The sequence below is a fragment of the Vibrio genomosp. F10 str. 9ZD137 genome, from assembly GCF_049974785.1.
GTDB lineage: Bacteria > Pseudomonadota > Gammaproteobacteria > Enterobacterales > Vibrionaceae > Vibrio.
In genome coordinates, this window is record NZ_JBNGCJ010000762.1 from 1 (window position 1) to 1,445 (window position 1,445).

The window sequence follows — 1,445 nt, forward strand, 5'->3', positions numbered from 1 at the left end:
TGCTGACTATGGCAGGATAAATAGCCATAATAAACGAGATATATTAAAAACCGCCCCTTCAATGAACAAAAAACCACCAACTGAGCTTGAATCACTGATTGTTCCGGCGTTTTGTCAAGCCAAGAACCTTGAATGTGATAATATCCGCCACCATAAACTATTTATATTCGACATGATGCGAGTCATTTTCCTAGTGCGTCATCGTCAAAGGTGCAATCTCACCTTAACTATCAACTCCAAAGAGAATTCATCATGAACTTTGATATTAATATGGTTCCTCAGACAATCGATATGCTTCACATGGGTTTAGCAGCATCGAGCTTTCTACTGCTACTTATTGCGGTGTCACGCAAATCAACCGTCATTGAAAAAGTGGTAGAGAAACCGGTTGAAAAAATTGTCGAAGTAGAAAAGCCCGTAGAGAAGATTGTTGAGATCGAAAAAATTGTCGAAGTAGAAAAAATCATCGAAAAGGTCGTAGAAGTGGAATCCAAACTTGCGACCGCTTCAACGGACTCTGCAATGCAGTTCCTTTCTCTTATGCAACAAGAAGCTCGGTTAATTGACTTCCTAAAAGAAGATCTTACCTCGTTTTCTGATGAAGAAGTTGGCGCAGCCGCCCGAGTTATTCACACTGGCGGACAAAAAGTATTGAACGATTATGTTTCATTGACCGCTATCCGCAGTGAAGAGGAAGAGACTCGTATTACGATTGAAGAAGGTTTTAACGCACAGCAAGTTCGTTTGACAGGCAACGTAACCGGTGCGGCGCCCTTTACCGGAACTCTCGTGCATAAAGGTTGGAAAGCAACAAGCATGAACTTGCCTAAACTGGCGAAGAACTACGACGCTTCTATTATTGCCCCTGCTGAGGTTGAGCTGTAATGGACAATACACACATCGCTCGATTCAGTGTTGGTATCGATTTGGGTACGACTCACTGTGTCCTCTCTTACACGGAAAATGGCACGGAATCAGATCCTAGCGTGCAGCCTGACGTTCATGTGCTGTCTATTGACCAACTAACGGCACCGGGAACGGTTGAAAGCAAAGATCAACTTGGCTCATTTTTGTATCAGCCTCACGAACATGAGATGAACCCAGCCTCAAGAGTGTTACCTTGGTCAACAGAGCCAACCGCACTTGTGGGTGCTATTGCACGCAACTTGGGAGCAAAGACCCCTATTAGACTGATTGCTAGTGCCAAATCTTGGTTATGCCACGGTGGTGTAAACAGACGCGATGCTTTTCTACCTGCGGGTAGCCCTGAAGATGTCGAGAAGGTCTCTCCTCTTAGAGCGACGGAGCTTTATCTTGAGCATTTAAAACAGGCGTGGAATCATACCCATGCTGATGCGCCGTTGTCAGAACAAGATGTTACCATCACTGTTCCTGCTTCGTTCGATCCAGCAGCCAGAGATTTAACCGCTGAAGCGGCTCGTAAT

The 1,445-nt window shown here is 44.9% G+C and carries 2 protein-coding genes and 1 pseudogene; all 3 read left to right on the plus strand.

All coding sequences use genetic code 11. From position 1 onward, the window contains the following. The coding region (locus ACP45E_RS17880) for a hypothetical protein (RefSeq protein WP_069585356.1) at positions 1 to 256 on the plus strand (256 nt) is incomplete at its 5' end. Further along, on the plus strand, positions 253 to 885 hold the full coding sequence (locus tag ACP45E_RS17885; protein WP_017038366.1) for a DUF2760 domain-containing protein: 633 nt from the start codon (positions 253 to 255) through the stop codon (positions 883 to 885). The genes ACP45E_RS17880 and ACP45E_RS17885, both read left to right, overlap by 4 nt. After that, positions 885 to 1,445: pseudogene (locus ACP45E_RS17890) on the plus strand (Hsp70 family protein); the annotation flags it as partial. The gene ACP45E_RS17885 and the pseudogene ACP45E_RS17890, both read left to right, overlap by 1 nt.

What these genes read in the sequence shown, in the direction of transcription:
- ACP45E_RS17885 (WP_017038366.1), top strand. Translation starts at nt 253, where the DNA reads ATGAACTTTGATATTAATATGGTTCCTCAGACAATCGATATGCTTCAC.